We start from the raw sequence: 16,368 nt of genomic DNA on the forward strand, positions 1-16,368 counted from the left end.
CCCATGGTTGTATTGCAGCGCAAGATAACGGTCATGATCCGGCCATGGTCAGGCCCTCGATCCGCACCGTCGGGCTGTCGGTCCCGCGCCGGAATTCCAGGTCATCGGCCGGTGTCATGTTCAGGAAGATGTCGCGCAGGTTGCCGGCGATGGTGATCTCGCTGACCGGTTCGGCCAACTGCCCGTCGCGGATCATGAAGCCCGAGGCGCCGCGGCTGTAGTCGCCGGTGATGCCGTTCACCCCCATGCCGATCAGGTCGGTGACGTAGAGGCCTTCCTTGATGTCGGCCATCAGTGCCGCAGGGCTGAGGCTGCCCGCCTCGAGCCACAGATTGGTCGCCCCCGGCCCCGGCGGCCCACCCGTGCCGCGGCTGGCATGGCCGGTGGATACCAGGCCCAATTGCCGCGCCGAGCGCCAATCCAGCAGCCAGGTCTTCAACACACCGTCGCCGACGATGACGCGGCCCTCGCCGGGCATCCCCTCCCCATCGAAGGGCCGGGACCGCAGGCCGCGGCGGCGCAGCGGGTCGTCGCGCACCACCAGCCCCTTGGCCAGCACCTGCTCGCCCATCCGGTCCTTGAGGAAGGACGTCCCACGCGCCACGGCGGACCCGTTGATCGCGCCGGACAGGTGTCCGAGCAGGCTGCCCGCCACGCGCTGGTCGAACACCACCGGGATGCGCGCCGTCTTCGGCCGCGTCGGGTTCAGCCGGCGCACCGCCTGTTCCGCTGCCCGTCGCCCGATCGCCACCGGATCGCCGAGGTCCGCCAGATGCACGGTCGAGGACCAGTCGTAGTCGCGCTCCATCCCCGTGCCCGTCCCCGCCACCGCGGTGGTCGAGATCGAATGCGAGGTCCGCGCATAGGCGCCGGCAAAGCCGTTCGACCCGACCAGGGCGATCTCGTACCGGCCCCAGCCGGCATCGGCGCCATCGGAATTGGTCACGCCGGCGACTGCGAGGGCCGCTTCCTCGGCCGCCGCGGTGCGGGCCAGCAAGGCCTCCGCGCTTGGTTCCTCGGCGTCGGCGAGGTCGAGGTCATGGGCCGCGACCGGCACCGCCACCGGCAGCCCGGCATAGGGATCCTCGGGCACAACCCGCGCCATGGCGACGGCGCGCTCGGCCAGGGTGTCGAAGCCCTTCGCATCCGGGTCGGTGGAAGAGACGATCGCCACCCGCTGCCCGATGAAGACGCGCAGGCCGAGGTCGAAGCCCTCGGAGCGTTCGAGCTGCTCGATGGCGCCGAGGCGACGGCGCACGGAGAGCGAGGTGGAGGCGACGATCAGCGCATCGGCGGAATCCGCCCCGGCACGTTTCGCCGCGGCGATCAGGTCGGCGAGCTTGGTGAGGCGGTCCATCGTGTTTCCCCAAGGCAGAAGAAAGGCGGGGGAGGAACACCTCCCCCGAATCCCCCTCCGGTCCTTGTCTATCGGGAACTGACCGCCGGGGTCAGCGCCAATGGACAGAAAAAGGAGGGGGTCCCGGCCCCGTCGGCGTTGCGCAGCAACGTCGATGGGCGACCGGATCGGGGGAGTTCTCTCCCCCGACCTTACGCCGCCAGCTTCTCCATGATCTCGGCAACCGACGGCACATGCTCCGCCGGCCCCATCGCCGCCAGCGTCGGCGCTGCGCGGAACATCGCTGCCGCGGCCTGCTGCACCTGTTCCACCGTCACCGCGGCGATCTTCGCCTTGGTTTCTTCGACGGGGATCACCCGGCCGAACACCTGCAACTGCCGGGCAAGCTGTTCGCAGCGGCTGCCGGTCGATTCAAGCGACATCAACAGCGACGCGCGCAGCTGCGCCTTGGCGCGGTTCAGTTCGTCCTCGGTCACGTCGCGCTGCACGGCGCGCAGGGCTTCGATCGTCACCGGCATCAACTCGCCGGCTTCCTTCTCGCCGGTGCCGGCGTAGATCTGGAACAACCCGCCGTCGCGGAAGGGCGAGGCGAAGGAATAGATCGAATAGACCAGTCCGCGTTTTTCGCGGATCTCCTGGAACAGCCGCGACGACATGCCGCCGCCGAGCAGCGTGGACAGCAATTGCGTCGGGTAGTGCATGGGGTCGCCATGCTGCACGGACGGGAAGCCGAGCACGATGTGCACCTGGTCCAACTCACGCGTTTCGCGGAATTCCCCGCCGCCGTAGCGCGCGGCTTCCGGGGTCGCGGTGGTGGTTGCCGGCAGGTCGGCGAAATGGGTGCGCACCAGGTCGAGCAGCGCGTCGTGTTCCAGCGCGCCGGCGCCGGCGACGACCATCTGCTGCGGGCCGTAGTGCGATCGCATGTAGCCGGTCAGCGCATCGCGGCTCATTGCCTTGATGGTGTCCTCGGTGCCGAGCACGGGGCGGCCCATCGCCTGGGACGGGAAGGCGACTTCCTGGAAATGGTCGAAGACGATGTCGTCCGGCGTGTCGTTGGCCTGGCCGATCTCCTGCAGGATCACGCCGCGCTCGCGCTCGATCTCCTCGGGGATGAAGGTCGAATGCGTCAGGATGTCGCCGATGATGTCGACGGCGAGCGCCGTGTCCTCCTTCAGCACCTTGGCGTAGAAGGCGGTCTGCTCGCGGGCGGTGTAGGCGTTCAGGTGGCCGCCGACATTCTCGATCTCACGCGAAATGGCGGCGGCGTCGCGCCGGGCGGTGCCCTTGAAGGCCATGTGTTCGAGGAAATGGGAGACGCCGTTGACCTCGGGCGATTCATGGCGCGTGCCGACGCCGATATAGGCGCCGACCGAGACGGTCTCGACGCGCGGCATGGTCTCGGAAACGACGGTCAGGCCATTAGGCAGGCGGGTGACGCGGACGGCATCGGTCATGTGCGGTGGGGGCTTCCCTGAGGGCATGTCCCGGTCAGGTGGGATCACCGGACCGGGTGAGGACGCTCGGCGAAACTAACACCTGCAGCGGCTTCCGGGAGCCACGGCGAACGGAAATCGCTTCAGGCGGCGTTGCGTCGGGTGTGGGCACGCACGGCGGCCTCGATGGCGCCGAGGTCGTTCGGCAGGACGCCGAACCTCTCCTCCCGCTCATATAGGTCGGCGAGGCGCGCGGGCAGAGGGGGGCGGATGCCGGTCGCGCGTTCGACCGCATCGGGGAACTTCGCCGGATGCGCCGTGGCGGCGACGATGACCGGGATGGCCGGGTCGGCCGGCGGCAGGGCGCGGGCGGCGGCGGTGCCGACGGCGGTATGCGGGTCCGCCAGGTAGCCGGCGGTGGACCACAGCCGGCGGATTTCCGCCAGCGTGCCGTCGTCGTCCAGGGTGAAGCCGCGGAACAGCGCGGAGGCCTGGCGCCATGCGGCGTCGGGGATGGGCATGCGGCCTTCGGCGCGGAAGCGCGTCATCATCTCCGCGGTCACGGCGGCGTCGCGACCGAGCAGTTCGAACAGCAGCCGCTCGAAATTCGACGAGACCTGGATGTCCATCGACGGCGACAGCGACGGTTCCACGGGCTTCGCGGTCATGTCGTTGGATGCGAGGAAGCGCGCGAGAATGTCGTTGCGGTTGGACCCGATGACGAAGCCCCTGATCGGCAGCCCCATCCGCCGCGCTGCCCAGGCGGCCAGCACATTGCCGAAATTGCCGGTGGGGACGGACACCGCGACCTCGCGATCCGGCGCGCCGAGCGCGAGCGCGGCGGCGACGTAATATGGGATCTGCGCCGCAATGCGCGCCCAGTTGATCGAGTTCACGGCGGACAGATGCATCTCGGCGCGGAAGGGCGCGTCGTTGAACATCGCCTTCACCAGGTCCTGGCAGGCGTCGAAATCGCCCTGGACCGCGATGTTCCTCACATTCGGCGCCAGCACGGTGGTCATCTGCCGGCGCTGCACCTCGGAGGTGCGGTTTTCCGGATGCAGGATGACGATGTCGATGGCCGCGCGGTCGCGGCAGGCCTCGATGGCGGCCGAACCCGTGTCACCCGAGGTTGCGCCGACGATCGTCACCCGCTCCCCGCGCTTGTCGAGCACATGGTCGAACATGCGGCCGAGCAGCTGCAGCGCCATGTCCTTGAAGGCGAGCGTGGGGCCGTGGAACAGCTCCAGCGCGAAGGTATTGTGGTCCAGTTGGACCAGCGGCACCACGGCCGGATGCCCGAAGCCGCCATAGGCGTCGCGGCACATGGCTTCCAGCGGCATGTCGCCGGCGCCGAACAGGGCCAGGATGCGGGCGGCGAGCGCCGGGTAGGGCAGGCCGCGCATCCCCCGCCATTCGGCCGGCGTCAGGGTGGGCCAGGTTTCCGGCACGAACAGGCCGCCATCCTCGGCGAGGCCCGCGAGCAGGACGGCTTCGAAATCGCGCGGGGCGGCTTGGCCCCGGGTGGAGACGTAACGCATGCGGGGTCTTTACCGGGTCGGGGCGGTGGCGGCGAGGGGCGTTGGCGCCTGGGCGCGGAGATGGTCTGACGGGCGGGCCTGGGCGTTGCCTCCCTTCGCACCGCGTCCACCATAGGCCTGTGGTCTTTGGGGCCCCCGATCTGGTGCCGGGCGCCCAGAATGGCGGCCATCACGCTCTGAGCCATTGGCGGGGTGGTCGGGGGGCAAGGCCCCTCCGGCCTTCCCGCCCAACCTGCCGGCGCTACAGCCCGAAGCGCAGCATCTCCGTGCCGAAGGTCGCGAAGCCGGCGCGGATGTCGTCATCCCGCAGCAGCGCCGGATAGCGGAGCCGCTCCGGGTCCTGGCCGACGAAGAAGGCGCCGATGCCTTTGCGGACCTTGTCGGGTTCCATCTGCGCGACCGCCTTGCGCACATGCTCCTCCTGCCAGGGCAGGCCCAGCGTGGTTGCGGCGGTCGTCAGCCGGGCCACCGGCTCGCGCACCAGCCGGTCGTAGGACAGCACGGCACAGGGCAGGCCGGCCGTGTCCATTGCCGCCCGCCACGCCGCGACGTGGTCCGACCAGGATCCCCAGGCGGGCAGGAAGTCCGGCGCGCCGCGGTGGTCGCAGAACAGCCGGAAGAAGGCGGCGACCTCTCCGCGTTCGGCGGCGGAATCGAAGGATGTCTCCGCCCGGCCGCTGCCCGGCACGAAGCCCTGCGTCGCGATGACGTAGCGGCAGACCGACAGCGCGACCTCGAAGGGATGACGCTGGACATAGACGATGCGTGCGATGCGGTCCCAGACCTCGGGGAAGTCGCGGCGCACCGCCTCGGGTGGGCTGTGGGTGCGGACCGAGAAGCGGCGCAGGCTGGCAACCGACCGATCGAAGGCCGCGCGGTCGAGCCCGGCATCGAGCTGGAACCCGGTGCGCGGGCGCGCCTTGTCGCGCATCGACAGAATGCCTTCGCCATGGTGCCACCAGGCTTCGGAGGCCGCGCAGGACCCGGCGGTGAAGGTCGTCCCCGATCGCGGATAGCCCGCGACCAGGGTGATGCTCGCACCCGCCATCAATCGCGCAGGTAGCGCACGGTGAGGTGTTCGATGAAATCCGCCGGGTCGAGCGGCTTGCCGGTTGCCGCCCGCAGCAGGTCCTGGAAGCCGAGCAGCGAACCCTTGCCATGCACATTGGCCCGCAGCCAGCCGAGCAGCGGCGCCATGTCGCCCCGGCCGAGCGCGTCATCGAGGCCCGGCACTGCCGCCCGCGCCGCCTTCATCAATTGCGCCGCGGCCATGGCACCCAGCGTGTAGGACGGAAAATACCCGAAGGCGCCGTCATGCCAGTGGATGTCCTGCAGGCAGCCGCGCGCATCGTCGGGCGGCGTGATGCCGAGCATCGCCTCCATCCCGTCATTCCAGGCGCCAGGCAGGTCGGCGACCTGGAGGTCGCCGCCGATCAGCGCGCGTTCCAGCCGGAAGCGCAGGATGACATGGGCAGGGTAGGTGATCTCATCCGCATCGACGCGGATGAAGCCGCGCCCGACATGGCGCCACAGCCGGGCGAGGTTGCTGGCCTCATAGGGCGCGGGCGGACCGCCGAAAGCCGTGCGCAATTCGCCGCCGAGGAAGCCCAGGAATGCATCCGACCGGCAGGCCTGCATCTCGACGATCAGGGATTGCGATTCATGGGCGGCCATCCCCGCCGCCTCGCCCACCGGCTGGCGCGCCCAGGCCTCCGGCAGGCCGCGTTCATACAGCCCGTGGCCGGTTTCGTGCAGCACGCCGAGCAGCGCCTTGGCGACGTCGCGCTCGTCGTAGAAGGTGGTCAGCCGCACATCCGCCGGAGTGCCGCCGCAGAAAGGGTGCAGGGATTCGTCCAGCCGGGCGTGGTCGTAGTCGAGCCCTATGCGCTCGGACAGCGCGCGGCTCAGGCGGCGCTGGATCTCGACCGGAAAGGGGCCGGGCAGCGGCTGCGGGGCAGGGCGTCTGGCCTGGATCGCCTCGGCACGCGGCAGGGCCTCGGCGAGGAACGCCTGATAGGCGGCGAAGACCGGCTCGACATCCGCCGCTGTCACGCCGCGCTGATAGCCATCCATCAGCGCGTCATAGGGATCCATGCCGAGTTCCGCCGCCAGCGCCTGCGCGGTTTCGCGCTGCAGGCGCACCACTTCGGTCAGCGCCGGGCAGACCAGGGCAAAGTCGGCGCGGGCCTTGGCGTCTCGCCAGACCTTCTCGCAGGCCGAATTGGCCCGGGCGGTGGCCTCCACCAGTTCGGTCGGCAGGGCGGTGGCGCGCGCATGGGCGCGGGTCATCAGGTCGAGATTGGCCTGCTCCCAATCGCCCTCCGCCAGCGCGATCTCGAGGTCTTCCTCGACCACCGGGGCGGTCAGCAACTCATGGGATAGCCCGGCCAGGGCGGCGAGTTGTTCGCCCCGCGATGCCCCGCCGCCGGGCGGCATCATCGTTGCCGCATCCCAGTGCAGCATCCCCGCGGCCTCACCCAGCGCGGCGATGCGCGCGAAGCGGGCCTTCAGGCGGTTCAGCGCGGCATTGGGCATCAGCTCTTCTCCTTGAGGCGGCGGCGGGCCCAGACCAGGAAGACGCCGACCAGCGCCACGGCGAGCCCATACCAGGTGATGACATAGCCGAGATGATTGTTGGTCGGCCGCGGCATCGTGACGGATGGCTCGGGCAGCCCCTCGGCCTGGCCCAGCGCCACCAGCCCCCAGGGGGCGACGCGCGGCAGGCCAAGCGCGGCGCCGATCACCGCCGGATTGAAGGTGTAGAAGCGCCGCCCCGGGACGTCGTCGCTGGCCGCGGTCCAGCCTGCCGTCTCCCCCGGGCGGATCCAGCCTGTGACGGTGACGGCGCCTTCGGGGTGGCTGACAGGCTGGGTGCGTTCGAACGGGACCCAGCCGCGATCGACCAGGATCGGGGCGCCATCCTGCCGCATCAGCGGCGTCACCAGCCGCCCGCCCAGGGTGGTGCCGTGCAGTTCGATGCCGACCAGCGCCTCGCGCGCATGGTCGAATTGCCCGGTGACCGTCACCTTGCTGAGCGGCACGGGCGGCTCGGCCAGGGGCTGCGGCGGGGCGGCTTCAGCGGCGGCCAGGTTGGCGAGCAATTCCGTCTTCCAGAGCAACCGCTCGACCTGCCAGGTGCCGAGGCTGACCAGGGCGAGCAGGGCCAGGCCCGTCGCGATGGAAGGGACCACCAGGCGCCGCCAGGGGCCGGGGCGGGACGGTGGGGTCGCGGTGCGCTTGGCCATCGGTCAGGGCTATATGGGCTTGTGGCGCCGGCCGGAAGGCCCGACCGGTGCCGCGCCGCAAGGGGGGGTATCCGGGGCGGAACCCGCCCTCGCGTCAGGCCGCATCGCGGCGATGGCGCCACTGCAGCGCGACCAGCGCCGCCTTGGCGAGCCGCATGGTGACGATGGACAGCGGCAGGACCACCAGCGGCCAGACCACCGCATGGAGCCAGAGCGGTGGGCGGAAACGCGCATCGACCCACAGGGCCATGCCGACCGCCACCGCCCCAATGACGAAGATGCCCGCCACGGCCGGCCCGTCCCCGGCGTCATGGGCGCTGAGGTCGAGGTCGCACACGTCGCAGCGGGGGCGGATGTCGAGCAGGCCGCGGAACAGCTTGCCCTTGCCGCAGCGCGGGCAGCGGCCGAGCAGCGCGGCAGTGACCAGGGAAGCGCCTTGGGTCAATGAACCACCCCCGTCAAACGCGAAGGCCGGGCTTGGGGGCCCGGCCAGGAACATAAGGCGCAACCCGCGTCAGGACTGGCATCCGCACCCGGGGCGGCCGCCCTGGGCGCGAAGGCAGAGCCGGCGGATGCCGGCCCGCCCGGGGGGCAAATCAGTGGTGGGCGATCTCGCCCGCGCCCAGCCAATAGATGCAGACGAAGAGGAACAGCCACACGACGTCCACGAAATGCCAGTACCAGGCCGCCGCCTCGAAGCCGAAATGGCGTTCGGGGGTGAAGTGGCCCTTGGCGGCGCGGATCAGGCAGACCAGCAGGAAGGTGGTGCCCACCATCACGTGGAAGCCATGGAAGCCGGTGGCGAGGAAGAACACCGAGGGATAGACGCCGCCATCCACGAAGGGGAAGGGCGACATCGAATATTCCCAGGCCTGCAGGGACGTGAAGGACAGACCGAGCAGCACCGTGATGGTCAGTGCCTTCACCGCGGTCTTGCGGTCGTTGTTCAGCACGGCCGCATGCGCCCAGGTCACCGTGCAGCCCGACAGCAGCAGGATCATGGTGTTGAGGAAGGGCAGGCCCCACGGATCGAAGGTCAGGATCCCGCGCGGCGGCCAGACCGGCGGCGCGGCGGCACCCGACACATGTTCGGGGAACAGGGCGAAGTGGAAATAGGCCCAGAAGAAGGCGACGAAGAACATCACCTCCGACGCGATGAACAGCGTCATGCCGTAGCGCAGGCCAAGCTGCACGATCGACGAGTGCAGGCCGGGCGTGCGCGATTCCTTCACCACGTCGCGCCACCAGAAGAACATGGTGGCGAGCACGCCCATCAGGCCGAGCCCGAACATCCAGTGGACATTGTTATGCGCCCACAACACGATGCCGAACACCAGCGCGCCACCGCTGAACGCCCCGATCAGCGGCCAGGGCGACGGATCCACAAGATGATACGGGTGCTTGTAGTGCGGCGCGATGTCGCCGGTCGCCGAGTCGGCGTGCGCGGGGCTGGTGCTGGCCATCGGAATCCCTGGACCTGAAGGTCGCGCGCGTACGGCCTGCGCCGCCCGCCCGCATCGCGCCGCATCAATCCCGAAAACCCCTGCCGGATCAAGCCCGCGGGGCGAAAGATGCATGTAGGACCGAGGGCGAAACCAACTGGACGGGGCGGTCGTGAAGGATTTGCGGGTTCGTCGGCGCGGAAGGAAGACCGGAGCGGGTCGTAGCGCTCACCCCGCCAAGGGCCAGCGGGCTCTCGGAAACCGTCACCTGATGCCGGGCAGGGAGGGCGTTCCGGGATGGGGCGTGCACCTTGCCCGGCGCCCATGATGTTCTTCGGGCCGCCGTGCAAGGACGCCTCGGCGCATCCTCCCTGACCAAACCCGGCTTTCCGCGGTCCAGGGGCCCGCTGGCCCCTGGCGGGGTGAGGCTTGGAGAGGGGCGGAGCCCTTCTCCAATCACCATCGTCCCACACTGACGGGCCCTACCCCCCGCCTTGCGCCTGCCGCAGCGCGAACACCCGCAGCGTGCTGGCCAGTGGCGCCCCATCTTCCGCCCGCGCCGCGTCCAGTTCCGCCACCAGCGCGGCGAGGCTGCCGCCCCGGCGGCGTGCGACCTCCTCCAGGGCGGCCCAGAAGGCGGGTTCCAGGGCGATGGAGGTGCGGTGGCCGGCCAGGCTGAAGGATCGCTTGGCCAGATGCGGCTTCATCCGCCGCCCTCGAGCGTGCCGCCGGGGTGGAGCATGTCCCCCGCACGTACCCAGCGGTCGAAATCCTGCGCCGATACGTGGCCGAGGCGGATGGCGGCGTCCTTCAGCGTCAGGTCCTCGGCCAGCGCCAGCTTGGCGATCTGGACGGCCTTGTCGTAGCCGATGCGCGGGTTGAGCGCGGTGACCAGCATCAGCGACTTCGCCATCTGGTCGGCGATGCGCGCGCGATTGGGTTCCAGCTTCGCGACCATGTGCGTGGCGAAGGAACGAGCGGCGTCGCCCAGCAGCGTCGTGCTTTCCAGCACGGCCTGGATGATCACCGGCTTGAAGACGTTCAGTTCCAGATGTCCCTGGGCGCCGGCGAAGGTCACCGTGGTCTGGTTGCCCATGACACGGGCGGCGACCATGGTCAGCGCCTCGGACTGCGTCGGGTTGGTCTTGCCGGGCATGATGGAGGACGACAGGCCATCGGCCGGGATGACCAGTTCGCCGATGCCGGCACGCGGGCCGGAGCCGAGCAGGCGGACATCATTGGCAATCTTGGTCAGCGAGACGGCGACGGTGTTCAGCGCGCCATGCAGTTCGACGAAGGCGTCATGCGCGGCCATGCCTTCGGATTTGTCGGGGTTGGGGGCGAAGGCCTCGCCGGTCCGTTCGGCGACGATGGCGCAGAAGGTGCTGTCGAATGCGGGGTGGGTGTTCAGTCCGGTGCCTGCCGCGGTGCCGCCCTGGGGCAGCAGCAGCAGGCGCGGGAGGGTGTCCGCGACGCGGGCGATGCCGTTGCCCACCTGGCGGGCCCAGGTGGCGAATTCCCCGCCCAGCGTGACCGGCACGGCATCCATCAGATGGGTCCGGCCCAGTTTGACGATTTCGGCGTAGTCGGCTGCCTTGGCGGTCAGGGCGGCGTGCAGTTGGGCGAGGCCCGGCAGCAGCCGATGGCGCACCGCATGCACGGCGGCGAGGTGCATGACGGTGGGGAAACTGTCGTTGGAGGATTGGCCACGATTGACGTGGTCATTGGGATGGATCGGCTTTCGTGTGCCAAGCGGTTGGCCCATCAATTCATTGGCGCGGTTCGAGATGACCTCGTTCGCGTTCATGTTGGTCTGGGTGCCCGACCCGGTCTGCCAGACCGGCAGCGGGAAATCGCCGTCGCGGGCGCCGGATTCCACTTCCGCCGCGGCGACCTTGATCGGCTCGGCGATATCATCGGGGAGTTCGCCAAGCCGGCGATTGGCCTCGGCCGAGGCCCATTTCTGCAGCCCCGTGGCGCGGATCACGCCAGGATCGAGACGGGCGTCGCCGATGCGGAACAGCGCGCGGGCGCGTTCGGTCTGCGGGCCCCAGTACCGGTCCACGGGGATCTCGATGGTGCCGAGGGAGTCGGTTTCGGTACGGGTGGCGGTCATGCTGTCCTCCGGCCCGCGATATGGGGGCTCAGTCCAGCGCGCCGTAGGTCGCGATCTCGATCAGGTTGCCATCCGGATCGCGGCAATAGACCGAGGTGATCGGCCCGAGCGCGCCATGCTTGGCGACCGGCCCTTGTTCCACCGCCACCCCGCAGTGGTGCAGATGCGCGATGATCTGTTCCGCATCGACTGTGACGATGAAGCACAGGTCGCCCGTGCCGGGGATGCCGCCGGCAGTACCCGTCCACCATTCCTGTTGCGTGGCCTCGACCGGGCGGAGGTTGATCTTCTGGCCGCCGAATCTCAGGGCGGTGCGGTTGTGCGGGCCGAATTCCTCGACCTCCATCCCCAGCACGCGCTGGTACCAGGATGCCGAGATGGTCACGTCCCGGCAGGTGACGACCAGGTGGTCAAGGCGATCGACGGCGAAGCGCATGTCGGATCCTGGAACAAGGGCGGCCCGCGCCCTGTACAGGCCGGGGGCCGCCCTGTCACCCGCGGTCAGTCGCGGTCCCACCGGCCAGGGTGGTAGCGCCAGCGGTCGCCATCCTGGTCCCAGCGCGGCTGGGCGTAGTGGCGCCCGCGCCGTTCGCGGACCCAGGTGCCTTCCTCCCAGACATAGCGGCGGCCGTTCCAGCGGTAGTGGCCATCCACCCAGACATGGCCGCGCCGCGGTGGCGGCACCGGGCGCGCATAGGGCGGCGGCGGGGGCGGGCCGAAGTTCAGCGTGAGGCTCTGCGCCTCGGCTGTCGCGGGCAAGGCAAGGCCGGCCGCCGTCGCGGCGAGGATGGGCAGGGCGGCGAACAGGCCTCGGCGGGTCGTCATTCGTCATCTCCTTCGCGGGGCGTGGTGCCCGTGACGCACAGCCTGCGCGCGGCCTGGGGCAGCGCGGAGGCGGTGTTGCTGCGAAGGCTAACGGCGCGTTGCGGCAAGGGTTGCGATGCACAGCGCGGGGCCTTGCGCTGTTTGCCGTATTCCCGAACGATCGCGCGTTCTGTCCGGAAACGGCCTTGATATGTCCCTGGCCGATCCGGGGCGGCGATACTTCCGCCGCATGGGGTCGCAGCGATGCGAACGCCGAAACGATGAAGTGAGGACCTGCTATGTTGATGGATGTGTTGCCGGGCGTCTTTTCCCGGCGCGACCCGGCCGGCGAGCCCGCGCCGGTCCTGTTCGAGATACCGCGCAGCGGCGCCGAATATCCGCGCGACTTCCGTTCCATCGCCATGCTCACCGATCTGCAGCGCTCGATCTCGATGTATGTCGAGCAGTGCTATGCGGGCGTGGTCGATGCGGGCGCCACCTGGCTCTATGCGCATTGCCCCAACGCCTGTATCGACCTGAACCGGCACGAACTCGACATCGATCCCGGCCAGATCGACGGTGAATGGCCCGAACCGCTGCGTCCCGGCCCCAAGACGAGCAGCGGCATCGGCCTGATCCCGACGGTCTGCGCCGGCACCAAGCCGATCTACGACGCGCCCCTGCCGGTGGCGGAGGTGCAGAAGCGCCTGAAGGACTTCTACTGGCCCTACCACAATGAGGTGACGCGCCTGCTGAAGGATTTCCGGGCGAAGCACGGCGTGGCCTATCACCTCAGCTGCCATTCCATGCCGGCGATGCCCGCGGCCAATGCGCCCGATGCGGGCCGGCGCCGTTCGGATTTCGATCTCGGCGACCGCAACGGCAGCACCTGCGGCCCCGAACTGGTCGAGGTGGTCGCCGGCGTGCTGAAGGGCTTCGGCTACAGGGTGACCAGCAACACCCACTTCATCGGCGCTGAATCGGTGCGCAAGCACGGCGCGCCGGACCAAGGCATCCACAGCCTGCAGATCGAGATGAACCGCAGCCTCTACATGGATGAAGCCGCCCGCACGCCGCGCCCGGAACTTGCGGATGTGCGCGGGCACCTGGCTGCCGTCGCCGCCGCGGTGGTCGCCCTGGCGCGCAGCAAGGGGTAAGCGGCCGTGCGGGTTGCCCCGGTCGGGCCACGCGCCTGACTGACGGTGGCTCCTGGGCCGGGGGCGGCCGGCCTGCCCCCGGCGCGTGGCCGCTGTTCGACCTCTGAAGGCCGTCAGCCGCCGCGCCGTGCGGTGACTTCGATCTCGATCTTCATTGCATCCGTCTGCAACCCGGCATGGATCAGGGTCGAGGCCGGGCGCGCCTTGCCGAGATACTTCTTCACGACCGGCCAGCAGGGTTCCCAATCGGCCCGGTCGGGCACGATGAACAGCACGCGCACCACGTCGTCCAGCGTCGCACCCGCCTGGGCCAGGGCCGCGGCGATGTTGCGGAAGGTCTGGTCGGCCTGGGCGACGACGTCCGGCTGGATCGTCATGGTGGCGTAGTCGTAGCCGGTGGTGCCGGAGACCCAGATGTCGTCGCCGATGATGACGGCGCGGGAATAGCCGATCTGCTCCTCGAACTTCGAGCCGGAGGAGATGTGGCGGCGTTCGGTCATGGCGGGGGTCCTTGCTGCGGTGGGGCGGCCGTGCCGGCCTGGAGTGCCGTGAGTTGCCGCTGCAGTGCGGCCAGCCGTCCGGCTTCCTCCGACAGCACGCGCGCCGCCTTGCGGATGACGTACCAGTTGAAGCCGGCTGTTGCGGAGATCGCGGCGAAGAGCACGACGATCGCGGCCGGCTCCGTCCCGAGGCCAGCCAGCGCGAGCGCGCCGAAGACGGCGCAGAGGATGCCATTGGCGATCAGCGCGGTGAGGCGGACGCGATCCGGCACGCGGCGGCCGCCGTCAGGCCGTGGCGGGGCCGCCGCAGCGTTCGGGGCGGTGGATGCGCTCGGTCGAGGCGGGGAATTTCGCGAGCTTCTCGGCCGGGCGGATCGGCCGCGGCACCAGGTTGCCGCCGCAATTCGGGCAGAGGCCGCCGGGCAGGCGGGTGCGGGCGCAATCGACGCACCAGGTGCATTCGAAGGAGCAGATCAGCGCGTCGCGGCTGTCCGGGGCCAGGTCGCGGCCGCAGCATTCGCAGTTGGGACGGAGGGCGAGCATGGGGCGTTCCTTCCTCGACCCATTCATTCTGTCATCGCGTGGGCGGCGCGACGAGGACGGAGACGAGATGACGGACGATCGGCAGCACCACCAGCAGGGTGGGAAAGGCGACGATCCAGGACATCGCCCACCCCACCGGCCAGGCGCGGAGCGCGTCCCGGGAGAAGCCGATGGCGAGGAAGGTCGACACGCCCGAGATGATGCAGGTCATGATGACGGACAGCAGCAGGGGCATGACGATCCCGGCATAGCGGGCTGGGATTCGGGGAAGCGTGGTCACGATGGAACCTCGCAGGACAAACGGCCGGACCGGCCGGCGGCAGAAGCTGCCTGGGTGGTCGGGCAGGATGGTGCGTTGCCTGGCGTGAGGCGCTGACGGCCGCTGGAAGGCGGCGGCCGCTGGATATCGGCCGCCGGTCCGGTTGACCGAGCGGCCGCGCCGGGCCCGCCTGTGCGGCCCGGCATGGGGCGCGTTACTCCAGCCCTTCGTAGAAATCACTCCCCTTGTCATCGACGACGATGAAGGCGGGGAAATCCTCGACCTCGATCCGCCACACCGCCTCCATGCCAAGCTCGGGGTATTCCAGCACCTCGACCTTGCGGATGCAGTCCTGCGCCAGGCGCGCCGCCGGGCCGCCGACCGAACCGAGATAGAAGCCGCCATACTTCTTGCAGGCGTTCAGCACCTGCTTCGACCGGTTGCCCTTGGCCAGCATGACCAGCGACCCGCCATTCGCCTGGAAGGATTCGACGTAGCTGTCCATCCGCCCCGCCGTGGTCGGGCCGAAGGACCCGGTCGCATAGCCCTGCGGCGTCTTGGCCGGGCCGGCGTAATAGACCGGGTGGTCCTTGATGTATTGCGGCAGGCCCTGGCCGGCGTCGATACGTTCCTGCAGCTTCGCATGGGCGATGTCGCGCGCCACCACGATGGTGCCGGTCAGCGAGACGCGCGTCTTCACCGGATATTGCGACAGCGTCGCGCGGATCTGGTCCATCGGCTGGTTGAGGTCGATCTTCACGACCTCCCCGCCCAGGATGTCCTCGGTGTGCTCGGGCAGGTAATGCGCTGGCTCGTGCTCCAGCTGCTCCAGGAAGACGCCCTCGGGCGTGATCTTCGCCTTGATCTGGCGGTCGGCCGAACACGACACGCCGATGCCGATCGGCAGGGACGCGCCATGACGCGCCATGCGGATCACCCGCACGTCATGGCAGAAATACTTGCCGCCGAACTGCGCGCCGATGCCGAGGTTCTGCGTCAGCTTATGGATCTCGGCCTCCAGCTCGGTGTCGCGGATCGCATGGCCGGACTTGTCGCCCGTGGTCGGCAGCGCATCGAGCCACTTGGTGGACCCCAGCTTCACCGTCTTGAGGTTCATCTCGGCGCTCGTGCCACCGATCACGATGGACAGGTGATAGGGCGGGCAGGCCGAGGTGCCGAGCGTCTTGATCTTCTCCTCGATGAAGGCGAGCAGCTTCGGCTTGTTCAGCACCGCGCGGGTCTGCTGGTACAGGAAGGTCTTGTTCGCCGATCCACCACCCTTGAGGATGAACATCAGGTGCATCTCATCGGCGTGGTGGTCGCCAGGCTGCGCCATGATGGAGAATTCGACCGGCAGGTTGTTGCCGGTGTTGGTCTCGTCGAACATGGTCAGCGGCGCCATCATCGAATAGCGCAGGTTGGTCTCGGTATAGGTGCGGGCGACGCCCCAGGACAGCGCCTCCTCCTCATCGCCCTCGACCCAGACGCGCTGGCCCTTCTTGCCGAAGACGATCGCCGTGCCGGTGTCCTGGCACATCGGCAGCACACCGCCGGCGGCGATGTTGGCGTTCTTCAGCAGGTCCAGTGCCACGAAGCGGTCATTCGCGCTCGCCTCGGGGTCCTTCAGGATGTTCGCGAGCTGCTGGAGATGCCCCGGGCGCAGCAGGTGGGAGACCTCGTGGCAGGCCTGGAAGGCGAGCTCCGACAGCGTCTCCGGCTTCACCTTCAGGACCTTCCTGCCGTCCACCTCGATGACCGAGACGCCGCCGATGTCGAGCTTGCGGTACGGCGTGGCGTCCTCGCCCAGCGGGAACATCGTGCTGAAGCGGTAGCCTTCGGGGCGGGCGGGGCTGGCGGCGTCGAGGGGCGGGGTCATGCGCGGTCTCCGGGCGCGCAACGGGCGCGCAAGGCCGGGTCTAGCGCAGGGTGGGGCGGGGCGCCAACCGGGGGCACGGAGAACGGCTTTGC

General features: G+C 69.4%; 18 protein-coding genes. 1 reads left to right on the plus strand and 17 read right to left on the minus strand.

Going from position 1 to position 16,368, the window contains the following annotated elements; all coding sequences use genetic code 11:
• Window positions 1-31: 31 nt before the first annotated feature.
• From AAFN86_RS12450 to AAFN86_RS12505, 12 genes are all read right to left on the minus strand, one after another.
• Window positions 32-1,357 (minus strand): TldD/PmbA family protein, encoded by a 1,326-nt coding sequence (locus AAFN86_RS12450; protein ID WP_347543647.1) that lies wholly within the window; start codon window positions 1,355-1,357, stop codon window positions 32-34.
• 191 nt (window positions 1,358-1,548) lie between these two features.
• Window positions 1,549-2,814 carry a pitrilysin family protein gene (locus AAFN86_RS12455; protein ID WP_347543648.1) on the minus strand — a complete coding sequence of 422 codons (1,266 nt, stop codon included), beginning with the start codon at window positions 2,812-2,814 and terminating at the stop codon, window positions 1,549-1,551.
• Window positions 2,815-2,936: 122 nt separating this feature from the next.
• On the minus strand, window positions 2,937-4,334 hold the full coding sequence (thrC, locus tag AAFN86_RS12460) for a threonine synthase (RefSeq protein ID WP_347543649.1): 1,398 nt from the start codon (window positions 4,332-4,334) through the stop codon (window positions 2,937-2,939).
• 241 nt (window positions 4,335-4,575) lie between these two features.
• On the minus strand, window positions 4,576-5,382 hold the full coding sequence (locus tag AAFN86_RS12465) for a sulfotransferase domain-containing protein (protein WP_347543650.1): 807 nt from the start codon (window positions 5,380-5,382) through the stop codon (window positions 4,576-4,578).
• The gene (locus tag AAFN86_RS12470) at window positions 5,382-6,869 is read right to left on the minus strand and encodes a carboxypeptidase M32 (protein WP_347543651.1); all 1,488 of its coding nucleotides are present in this window, start codon (window positions 6,867-6,869) and stop codon (window positions 5,382-5,384) included. The genes AAFN86_RS12465 and AAFN86_RS12470 overlap by 1 nt, the downstream gene beginning before the upstream one ends.
• Complete coding sequence (locus AAFN86_RS12475) at window positions 6,869-7,525, minus strand: SURF1 family cytochrome oxidase biogenesis protein (RefSeq protein ID WP_347543652.1); 657 nt, start codon at window positions 7,523-7,525, stop codon at window positions 6,869-6,871. The genes AAFN86_RS12470 and AAFN86_RS12475 overlap by 1 nt, the downstream gene beginning before the upstream one ends.
• A 148-nt stretch (window positions 7,526-7,673) precedes the next feature.
• Window positions 7,674-8,024, minus strand: a complete 351-nt coding sequence (locus AAFN86_RS12480) for a DUF983 domain-containing protein (protein ID WP_347543653.1) — start codon at window positions 8,022-8,024, stop codon at window positions 7,674-7,676.
• 151 nt (window positions 8,025-8,175) lie between these two features.
• Complete coding sequence (locus AAFN86_RS12485; protein ID WP_347543654.1) at window positions 8,176-9,042, minus strand: cytochrome c oxidase subunit 3; 867 nt, start codon at window positions 9,040-9,042, stop codon at window positions 8,176-8,178.
• Window positions 9,043-9,503: 461 nt separating this feature from the next.
• On the minus strand, window positions 9,504-9,728 hold the full coding sequence (locus AAFN86_RS12490; protein ID WP_347543655.1) for a ribbon-helix-helix domain-containing protein: 225 nt from the start codon (window positions 9,726-9,728) through the stop codon (window positions 9,504-9,506).
• Window positions 9,725-11,137 (minus strand): class II fumarate hydratase, encoded by a 1,413-nt coding sequence (locus tag AAFN86_RS12495; protein WP_347543656.1) that lies wholly within the window; start codon window positions 11,135-11,137, stop codon window positions 9,725-9,727. Before AAFN86_RS12495 ends, AAFN86_RS12490 begins: the two co-directional genes overlap by 4 nt.
• A 28-nt stretch (window positions 11,138-11,165) precedes the next feature.
• Window positions 11,166-11,573: a VOC family protein gene (locus AAFN86_RS12500; protein ID WP_347543657.1), complete on the minus strand. Its 408-nt coding sequence runs from the start codon at window positions 11,571-11,573 to the stop codon at window positions 11,166-11,168.
• A gap of 65 nt (window positions 11,574-11,638) precedes the next feature.
• The gene (locus tag AAFN86_RS12505; protein WP_347543658.1) at window positions 11,639-11,962 is read right to left on the minus strand and encodes a hypothetical protein; all 324 of its coding nucleotides are present in this window, start codon (window positions 11,960-11,962) and stop codon (window positions 11,639-11,641) included.
• A gap of 284 nt (window positions 11,963-12,246) precedes the next feature.
• On the opposite strand from AAFN86_RS12505, the gene AAFN86_RS12510 reads away from it, so the two are divergent.
• Window positions 12,247-13,098 carry an N-formylglutamate amidohydrolase gene (locus AAFN86_RS12510; RefSeq protein WP_347543659.1) on the plus strand — a complete coding sequence of 284 codons (852 nt, stop codon included), beginning with the start codon at window positions 12,247-12,249 and terminating at the stop codon, window positions 13,096-13,098.
• Between the two features lie 113 nt (window positions 13,099-13,211).
• Here AAFN86_RS12510 and AAFN86_RS12515 read toward each other — a convergent pair whose 3' ends face one another.
• The 5 genes from AAFN86_RS12515 to AAFN86_RS12535 form a co-directional block, all read right to left on the minus strand.
• Window positions 13,212-13,598 (minus strand): RidA family protein, encoded by a 387-nt coding sequence (locus AAFN86_RS12515; protein ID WP_347543660.1) that lies wholly within the window; start codon window positions 13,596-13,598, stop codon window positions 13,212-13,214.
• Window positions 13,595-13,870: a hypothetical protein gene (locus AAFN86_RS12520; RefSeq protein ID WP_347543661.1), complete on the minus strand. Its 276-nt coding sequence runs from the start codon at window positions 13,868-13,870 to the stop codon at window positions 13,595-13,597. Before AAFN86_RS12520 ends, AAFN86_RS12515 begins: the two co-directional genes overlap by 4 nt.
• Before the next feature lie 13 nt (window positions 13,871-13,883).
• Window positions 13,884-14,141, minus strand: a complete 258-nt coding sequence (locus tag AAFN86_RS12525) for a DUF1272 domain-containing protein (protein WP_347543662.1) — start codon at window positions 14,139-14,141, stop codon at window positions 13,884-13,886.
• A gap of 31 nt (window positions 14,142-14,172) precedes the next feature.
• Window positions 14,173-14,421, minus strand: a complete 249-nt coding sequence (locus AAFN86_RS12530) for a DUF2798 domain-containing protein (protein WP_347543663.1) — start codon at window positions 14,419-14,421, stop codon at window positions 14,173-14,175.
• Window positions 14,422-14,614: 193 nt separating this feature from the next.
• Window positions 14,615-16,276 (minus strand): fumarate hydratase, encoded by a 1,662-nt coding sequence (locus tag AAFN86_RS12535; RefSeq protein WP_347543664.1) that lies wholly within the window; start codon window positions 16,274-16,276, stop codon window positions 14,615-14,617.
• Window positions 16,277-16,368: the final 92 nt, after the last annotated feature.

It is taken from the genome of Roseomonas sp. CAU 1739 (assembly GCF_039839775.1).
GTDB lineage: Bacteria > Pseudomonadota > Alphaproteobacteria > Acetobacterales > Acetobacteraceae > Neoroseomonas.

Bases quoted from the DNA above. Each gene is read 5' to 3' on its own strand.
- AAFN86_RS12485 (WP_347543654.1), bottom strand. From the start codon at position 9,042: ATGGCCAGCACCAGCCCCGCGCACGCCGACTCGGCGACCGGCGACATC.
- AAFN86_RS12535 (WP_347543664.1), bottom strand. From the start codon at position 16,276: ATGACCCCGCCCCTCGACGCCGCCAGCCCCGCCCGCCCCGAAGGCTAC.
- AAFN86_RS12470 (WP_347543651.1), bottom strand. From the start codon at position 6,869: ATGCCCAATGCCGCGCTGAACCGCCTGAAGGCCCGCTTCGCGCGCATC.
- AAFN86_RS12455 (WP_347543648.1), bottom strand. From the start codon at position 2,814: ATGACCGATGCCGTCCGCGTCACCCGCCTGCCTAATGGCCTGACCGTC.
- AAFN86_RS12465 (WP_347543650.1), bottom strand. From the start codon at position 5,382: ATGGCGGGTGCGAGCATCACCCTGGTCGCGGGCTATCCGCGATCGGGG.
- AAFN86_RS12525 (WP_347543662.1), bottom strand. From the start codon at position 14,141: ATGCTCGCCCTCCGTCCCAACTGCGAATGCTGCGGCCGCGACCTGGCC.
- AAFN86_RS12450 (WP_347543647.1), bottom strand. From the start codon at position 1,357: ATGGACCGCCTCACCAAGCTCGCCGACCTGATCGCCGCGGCGAAACGT.
- AAFN86_RS12490 (WP_347543655.1), bottom strand. From the start codon at position 9,728: ATGAAGCCGCATCTGGCCAAGCGATCCTTCAGCCTGGCCGGCCACCGC.
- AAFN86_RS12495 (WP_347543656.1), bottom strand. From the start codon at position 11,137: ATGACCGCCACCCGTACCGAAACCGACTCCCTCGGCACCATCGAGATC.
- AAFN86_RS12505 (WP_347543658.1), bottom strand. From the start codon at position 11,962: ATGACGACCCGCCGAGGCCTGTTCGCCGCCCTGCCCATCCTCGCCGCG.
- thrC (WP_347543649.1), bottom strand. From the start codon at position 4,334: ATGCGTTACGTCTCCACCCGGGGCCAAGCCGCCCCGCGCGATTTCGAA.
- AAFN86_RS12515 (WP_347543660.1), bottom strand. From the start codon at position 13,598: ATGACCGAACGCCGCCACATCTCCTCCGGCTCGAAGTTCGAGGAGCAG.
- AAFN86_RS12510 (WP_347543659.1), top strand. From the start codon at position 12,247: ATGGATGTGTTGCCGGGCGTCTTTTCCCGGCGCGACCCGGCCGGCGAG.
- AAFN86_RS12500 (WP_347543657.1), bottom strand. From the start codon at position 11,573: ATGCGCTTCGCCGTCGATCGCCTTGACCACCTGGTCGTCACCTGCCGG.